This is a genomic window from Acinetobacter sp. A1 (assembly GCF_012371315.1).
GTDB lineage: Bacteria > Pseudomonadota > Gammaproteobacteria > Pseudomonadales > Moraxellaceae > Acinetobacter.
In genome coordinates this window covers 133973-141231 of the sequence record NZ_JAAZQY010000003.1, presented here as the reverse complement: position 1 = coordinate 141231, position 7259 = coordinate 133973, and the positions used below count along the sequence as shown (strand labels likewise).

The following is a 7259-nucleotide window of genomic DNA, read 5'->3' as shown; positions in this document are numbered from 1 at the left end:
TCTAAACTTCCAAATCTGGCTCATCAATTTTCTGACTTAAATTTCGCTCAAATAAACTTCGAGTAATTTAAACCAATTAATCAATGAAATATTTTCGATTAATCAATCAGTAAAAATCCACACAAGTTGTTCTTCATAATCTCTTAATGATCTTGCTGTTATTTCGTCAATAACAGCCCAACTCAAACAACGTTGCGTTGGTGTGCTGCGTATTCTATACAGTTTTCAAATAGACGCAATATGTTTTTTAGGTTTTTTTGAAAAAAAGTATCACTCGCCTAAACTTTAGGCGTATTTAATAGTTTTATCATGTATTTCTTCTTTTAGGTTAAATTTTTATGTGATTTGAATTGGTTTTTCAAATAAATTCTTTTTAGCCCATAGTAGAAAACAACCAGTTCTGTTGAACTGGTTGTAAATTTAAATTAGTTTGCCTGTTCTGCAAGCCACGACATAAATTTTTGTCGCTCAGCCTTATTGGCCTGCTGCCAAATTTGTATAAGTTGCTGTTCTTTGCCTTGTGGCTTCTGTGCAGTCTTAACTGAAGGTGTGTTTTCTGTAGCTAAGACAGCGGCAGTTGTATAAACAGCCGCAGGTTGATTGGCCGGTGCTTGCGTATGATCAGTTGCATCTACGGTTTTGCCAAACAAACTACCACTTAACCACGAACCTGTGCTTGCTTTAGCACCCGTTTGTTGAACCAATAATTGATTTTTTTGATTATATAAGCCCACAGTCGGTTGATCTTTAAATTCTTTAGCTGCTTCAAAGTCTTTTGGTGGATTCACTAAAACGAGTCGATAGTTCTCACCATCTTGCAACACTGGTGTTTTAAGCTGAATCACACCCGATTTTAAAATATCGTGTGCGCCATTATGATGTTCAAAATATTGCTGATAACGCAAGTTAATTGTATTTTCGCCTGCATTCACTTTCACTTGCTGCGCAGAACGGAATAAGCCTGCTCGTACTTCCTGATCATTCACAGCCAGCAATTTAATTTCTTCAGGAACAGAAATAGTGACTGCTGAAAATACTGAACTGCAAGCCATTAATGCTAGACCCGCCACACCAAGTTTTAACGTCATTTTTCACTCGATATCATTTATGAAAGTTTGATTGCACTATGCAATGTATAAATGACAGTTTTATGACAGCAAGTAATCCCTGTAATTTTCATGTAAATGTGACTTTTAAATCCCCCCCTTACATTCCATTCATATTTTTGACAATGCTTAAAAATAAAAAAGTAGGATGAATGATCACCCTACTTTTACTTATGGATTGAAAAGGCTTAAAGCTTAGTTAAAAGTTTTAAAACGCTCTGCATCATCCATAAATGTTTTTTCGCCTGCAGGTGCTTCAATTGAACCGAATACCAATTGGCCACGTAGCTTCCAATTCACAGGAATTTCAAAAGTTTGTGCCACTTCTTCATCTATAATTGGGTTGTAGTGCTGTAATGATGCACCCACATTGATTTCAGCTAATGCAGTCCATGCTGCAACTTGAGCAATACCAGTTGAATGCTCTGACCAAACTGGGAAGTTATCTGCATAAAGTGGGAACTGCTCTTGCAAGCCTTTTACAACATTTTGATCTTCATAGAACAATGCTGTACCAAAACCTGCAGCAAAGCTGTTAATTTTTGCTTCGGTATTTGCAAAAGCTTCTACAGGAACCATTTTGCGTAAAGTTTCTAAAACAATATTCCAGAACTGAGTATGTGATGCACCGTATAAAGTCACTACACGTGAAGACTGTGAGTTAAATGCTGATGGACTCAAACGAACCGCTTGCTTGATTGTGTTTTCAATCGTTGCTTGATCTACAGGAACATTTTTTCCAATAGCGTAGATTGAACGGCGTTTTTCTAATTGATTTAAAAATGACATTTTTTATTCCTCTTAAGAATTTTGGTAGCAACTCACTGATACAGCAATATTAAGCAGTTTATTTAGCATAAACATTACAAAAAATACGACAGTGTGTTTTATGTATAGAACGATTATAGTTTTATAAAGTTACCAAATACCTGCTGATTACCCCAAAATAGTTTGCACTACTTTAGTAAATCAAGCTCCTATAGAACACACTGACCATCACTATAAAAGAAATTTATTTCAATTTAAATCAATATGATAAACAAATGAGTTTAAGCATAAATTTTGAATTGATTTTGATAATGTGCATGACTACGTTCAGGCACTTGTTCTTCAATTGAGCCAAAAACAAGTTGTGAACGCAGCAACCAAGTATCAGGAATATCAAAATGAGCAGCCACAGCAAGATCTATGTTCGGGTTATAGTGTTGTAGTGATGCGCCAATACCTGAGTCAGCTAAAGCCGTCCACACCGCAAACTGCGCCATGCCTGAAGTTTGCTCAGACCAAATTGGAAACTCTGCTGCATTAAAGGGTACTTTCTTTTGTAACTGACGAATCACTTGCTGATCTTCATAAAACAGTACCGTACCAAAAGCAGCAGCACATTGTTCAATTTTCATTTTCGTACCTGCAAAAATCTGTTCGGGTACCAATTGACGCTGTACGTCCTGCACAATGCTCCAAAATTTTTGATGTGATTCAGAAAATAAGATCACCACACGTGTACTTTGTGAATGATGTGCAGATGGACAACTACGCACCGCTTCCTGAATTAACTCAGTCATATAGGTTTGACTATAATGAATACGTTTTCCTAAAGCATAAATACTACGGCGTTTTTTTAATTGATCAATGAAAGTTAGCTCATGGCCATCCTGAATTGGTTTTTTCTTGAGTTTAAAATCTTTGGTGATATCTGCTGTAAGCACATGACCAATTTTATTTAGCAATGTCATTTTAACTTCCCCAAAAAATCAATTAAAACAAGCGAATATTTTTTCTTATTCTATATAGACTCCTGTGGATTTATTCACATTCGTATTTTTTAGATGTTGCTTTTTACAACACTTAAACCCGCTAAAAACAACAAACTCCGCATTTTGCGGAGTTTATGTGAAACACATAGCATTTTATACTATGTGTTCAAAAATCTTGTTTCTAAGATTCTTATTTCTCAGTTTCAAAAAGTGCTGCTACAAATGATTTTGCTGAGAATGGACGCAAGTCATCAATTTTTTCACCTACACCAATAAAACGAATAGGCACATGCGTACGACTTGCAATGTTAAATAACACACCGCCTTTTGCTGTACCATCTAGCTTAGTAATGGTAATTCCTGTCAAGCCTACTGCTTCATCAAACATTTCAACTTGGTTAATGGCATTTTGACCTGTGCCTGCATCAACCACCAACATCACTTCATGTGGTGCTGTTGCATCAATTTTTTGCATCACACGTTTTACTTTGGTCAATTCTTGCATCAAGTTGCTTTTATTGTGCAAACGACCTGCGGTATCTGCAATCAGTACATCAATACCTTTAGCTCGTGCGCTCTCAAAAGCATCAAAAATAACTGAAGCACTGTCTGCACCGTGACCCTGTGCAACTACAGCAACATCGTTACGTTCGCCCCAAATTTGTAATTGCTCAGTCGCTGCTGCACGGAAAGTATCACCTGCCGCCAGCATAACTTTTTTGCCTTCACCTTGTAGGCGTTTTGCCAGCTTACCAATGGTTGTCGTTTTACCTACACCATTTACACCCACGACTAAAATTACATACGGTGTTTTATTCGGATCAATATGTAATGGTTTTACGCGTGGTGCAAGCAAAGCCACTAATTCTTCTTGTAGTGCTTTATATAAAGAATGTGAATAAATCAGATCGCCACGCGCTGTACGTTCAGTCAAATTGGCAATAATCGTTTTGGTCGCATCTACACCAATATCTGCAACCAGAAGCTGTTCTTCAACTTCTTCCAATAACTCATCATCAATTTCTTTACCGCCAATCAGAATATTGACCATACCATCGGCAAAGTTTTTACGGGTTTTGGTCAGACCTTCTTTCATACGACTGAAAAAACCACCTTTAGCTGGCGTTTCAGTCATAGCAGAGTCATCTGCAGCGACAGGTTCAGAAACTTCTGCTTGTACAGGTGGTGTTTCAACAATCGGAACATTTACCGCAGGTAAGTTTGGTAACGTGACATCATCATCTCCGATATCAGCATCAATCAAAAATTTATTTTGCCCATTAGATTGCTGTTGCATGCCGAATCCTTGTAAAGCATTGCGTTAAAAAATCGGATTCTATCATAAACCAAACGCTTTTACTTTGCATTGCAATCACATAGCCACATACAAAATTGCAGCAAGCAGGCCTTGCCTTTGCGCTTTAATTTCTGAAAGATAGGGTTACAACTGTTGCTAAACTTGCTGCCATGTTCCGATTGCCTATTAAGTCTGTTTGTCTTTTGCTCTTCAGTGCAGCACTTTCAATGAGTCACGCAGATACGCCTATTCAAACCAGACAGCCAAGCTTTGAAACCACGCTGAGTAATGGCTTAAAAGTGATTATTCGTGAAGATCACCGTGCACCGATGGTAATGACACAAATTTGGTACAAGGTTGGTAGTAGTGATGAGTCTGGCAACCTTTTGGGCATTTCACATGTTTTAGAACACATGATGTTTAAAGGTACAGCCAAAGTCCCGAATGATGAATTCACCCGTTTAAGTCGTATTTATGGTGGTAGTGTCAATGCATCTACTTTCACAAATTACACCCAATATTATCAACTCTATCCCAAAGCCTATTTTCCTTTAGCCCTAGAACTTGAAGCGGATAGAATGAGTAACCTATTACTACGCCAGCAAGATTTTGAACCGGAAATTAGAGTGGTAATGGAAGAACGGCGCCAACGTACCGATGATAATCCTCGAGCTTTGGCATTTGAACGCTTTAAATGGATTGCTTATCCGACTAGCCATTATCGCCAACCAATTATTGGACACATGAAAAATCTGCAAAATATTCAATTGCAGGATTTAAAGGACTGGTACAAAAAATGGTATCGCCCCAATAATGCAATTTTAGTAATTGTGGGTGATGTGGAAACCCAAGCCGCCTTGTTGCAAGTGCAAAAATACTTTGGCGATATTGATGCCGCTCCTCTTCCACCACGTAATGATGTTTTAGAGTTTGAGCAGTTGGGTTATCGTTACATGGAGCTGAATAGCTCCGTACAAGTACCTAACTTATATATGGCTTGGAATGTCGGCTCTTTAGCTACGGTCAAAACACCTCAAGATGCCTATGCGCTTAGCATTATTAAACAACTATTAGATGGTGGCATTACTTCACGTTTGGAACAGCGCTTAGTGCGTGCACGTAAAGTTTTGACCTCAGTCAGCGTCAGTTATGAGCCATACCAACGTGGCGATAGTTTATTCAGTATTTCTGCGCTACCCGCAGCAGGCATTGAGTTAAATGAGGCGCAAGCAGCTATTCAGCAAGAAATTGAGTTGCTCAAACAAGAACTTGTACAGCAAAAAGAAATTGAACGAGTGATCACTAAGTTTATTGCCAATTGGGTTTATAGTCAGGATGATCTTGCAGGACAGGCTCGCATGATTGGCAACTTAGAAGTGAATGGTTTAAACCATAAATTAATGGATGCACTACCACAACAATTTCAGGCGATTACCGCAGAAGACTTGCAACGGGTTGCTAGGCATTACTTGATTAAAGACAACCTGAGCACGCTATATTTACTACCTAAAAATAGCACCACAAGTGCTAATCCTTAAACGGTCATATTCATGAAAAATCGTGTATTTCATTCTTTTATTTTCACCTTAGGACTTAGCGTGCCATTTGCCACATTCGCGATGGAAATAGATGTTGCCACAACTGCGCCACATGAGTTTTCAGAAACCAGTTTGGTTGCACCTTTACAATCACAAAATCTATTGCACAGCTTAAATGCGGTGAATGAATTACCAAATGCCCACGCACCACAGGTACACGATTTTAGAACTCGAAAACAAGCACGTAGCCTATTTGTAGAAAATACTGCATTACCAATGGTAGATATTCAATTGACCTTTAATGCGGGTTCCGCACGAGATGGCGAAGTTGAATCTGGGCTGTATGGGCTTGCCAATATGGCATCGCAACTTATAGATGAAGGTACGCCACGATATACTGCACAAGAGGTTGCAAGCACTTTTGAAAACGTCGGCGCTCGATTTAGTGCAACAGCATATCGGGATATGTTTGTGGTACGTCTAAGAACGCTGTCTGACCCAGATAAAATGCACACTGCCGTTGAAATGATGCTCACGCTGTTAAAACACGCAACCTTTGAACCCTCAAATATTCAGCGTGTTGTATCCAATACTCAAATTGGGCAAAAACAACTACGAGAAAACCCAAGCCGTTTAATGAATATTCGTCTGTATCGTGCAATTTATGCAAAACATCCCTACGCAGAACCGATTACAGGAACCAATGGCAGCATTAAACGGATTCAACCCCAACATTTACAGAAATTTAGAGATCAGTTTTTAGTTGCGCAGAACATGAATATTGCCATTACAGGCAAATTAAATTTAAAAGAAGCAGAAAAATTGGCGAATCGTATCAGCTTGCATATAGCACAAGGTGAAGCCGCCACCGCACTGCCTGAACCCGTAGCTGCAAGCACATTTAACATTCAGCATATTCCATACCGCTCACAACAAGCGCATGTCAGTATCGCACAGCTAGCGACCACTCGTGATGACCCTGATTATTTAGCTTTGGAAATTGCCAATCGAATGTTAGGCAGTGGCGGTTTCAACTCAATTTTAATGAAAGAATTACGGGTAAAACGTGGTCTAACGTATGCTGTCAGTAGTTCGTTTCGTTTTACTCAAGCGACTGGATTATTTAGCATAGGCTATGCTACGCGTCAAGATCAGTTGCTTGAAAGCATTCAAGTAGCGCATCAAGCACTGATTAATTTTGTACAACAACCGATAGATGCTAAACAACTGCAAGAAACCAAGGCGGGTTTAATCCGCGCTTTTCCGAATCAATACAGCAGCAATGCCAATATTAATGCGCAACTTGGGCATATTGGTTTTTATCAGTTACCTGCTAATTACTTAGGTGATTATGCGCAGCAAGTGGCAAATATTAGTGCTGAAGATGTGCACCGTGCGCTGCAAAAGCATATACACCCAGACCGTTTAACCTTGATCATTGTCAGTGAGCACTTAGACAAAACAACATTGGAAAAAATGCTACAACAAAACCTTTTGCCCAAAACAGTTCAAGCTAAAAATACAAGTACGCAACCCATGATGAACTAAGCTTTTCAGAATA

General features: G+C 38.9%; 6 protein-coding genes. 2 read left to right on the top strand and 4 right to left on the bottom strand.

The genetic code is table 11. From position 1 onward, the window contains the following. Window positions 1-425: 425 nt before the first annotated feature. The 4 genes from HHA41_RS02260 to ftsY all read right to left on the bottom strand — a co-directional run bounded on the left by HHA41_RS02260 (window position 426) and on the right by ftsY (window position 4160). Entirely contained in the window at window positions 426-1088 is a 663-nt protein-coding gene (locus HHA41_RS02260) for a DUF2057 domain-containing protein (protein ID WP_168460345.1), read from the bottom strand. Between the two features lie 213 nt (window positions 1089-1301). Beyond that, window positions 1302-1895, bottom strand: coding sequence for a nitroreductase family protein (locus HHA41_RS02255; protein ID WP_168460344.1), 594 nt, complete (start codon window positions 1893-1895; stop codon window positions 1302-1304). A 260-nt stretch (window positions 1896-2155) separates the two neighbouring features. Next, a complete protein-coding gene (locus HHA41_RS02250) occupies window positions 2156-2842 on the bottom strand; it encodes a nitroreductase family protein (RefSeq protein WP_168460343.1) in 687 nt (228 codons plus the stop codon). A gap of 211 nt (window positions 2843-3053) precedes the next feature. After that, window positions 3054-4160 (bottom strand): signal recognition particle-docking protein FtsY, encoded by a 1107-nt coding sequence (gene ftsY, locus HHA41_RS02245; protein WP_168460341.1) that lies wholly within the window; start codon window positions 4158-4160, stop codon window positions 3054-3056. A 227-nt stretch (window positions 4161-4387) separates the two neighbouring features. Here ftsY and HHA41_RS02240 point away from each other — a divergent pair, with 227 nt between their 5' ends. Both HHA41_RS02240 and HHA41_RS02235 read left to right on the top strand, forming a co-directional pair. Further along, window positions 4388-5698 carry a pitrilysin family protein gene (locus HHA41_RS02240; protein WP_252726708.1) on the top strand — a complete coding sequence of 437 codons (1311 nt, stop codon included), beginning with the start codon at window positions 4388-4390 and terminating at the stop codon, window positions 5696-5698. 12 nt (window positions 5699-5710) lie between these two features. Continuing rightward, entirely contained in the window at window positions 5711-7246 is a 1536-nt protein-coding gene (locus HHA41_RS02235) for a pitrilysin family protein (RefSeq protein ID WP_252726707.1), read from the top strand. The last annotated feature ends 13 nt before the right edge of the window (window positions 7247-7259 follow it).